The organism is Parcubacteria group bacterium CG10_big_fil_rev_8_21_14_0_10_36_14 (genome assembly GCA_002772895.1).
In the GTDB taxonomy this organism is placed as follows: domain Bacteria; phylum Patescibacteriota; class Patescibacteriia.
In genome coordinates this window covers 13125-13541 of sequence record PFCS01000005.1, presented here as the reverse complement: position 1 = coordinate 13541, position 417 = coordinate 13125, and the positions used below count along the sequence as shown (strand labels likewise).

1 protein-coding gene is annotated in these 417 nt (G+C 39.6%); it reads right to left on the bottom strand.

All coding sequences use genetic code 11. The features are described 5' to 3' along the window. On the bottom strand, window positions 1–377 hold a 377-nt coding region (locus tag COU51_00395; protein ID PIR67118.1), incomplete at its 3' end, for an IS30 family transposase. Window positions 378–417 lie beyond the last annotated feature (40 nt).

Genomic DNA, 417 nt, shown 5'->3' with positions numbered 1-417 from the left:
TATTGCCTAATCAGTTTGTTGGCATTTTCTACTCCGCCTTTTTGCCAAGAGGCAAAAGGATCGCAGAAATATGTATCAACCCCATACTCCTTTTTAATTTCTATATGTTTTACGTTTTCAGTTCCATTATCAAAAGTCATTGTTAGCAGTAATTCTTTTGGCACCGATTCGACGGTCTTCGTGATGGCATTGGCCGTCTCCTCCGCTGTTTTGTTTTTTACCTTGTGCATACGGATTAACTTTGACTTTCTTTCTGACTGCACTGACAATGCAGTTTTTTGTTTGGAGAATATTATGCTATCTGATTCCCAATCTCCGTATCGCTTCCTTTCATCAATGTATCGTGGCCTCAAATGGACGGAAACGCGCTCAAATATGCGTAATTTACAGGTTTTTCTGCTATATCGTTTCTGCCTT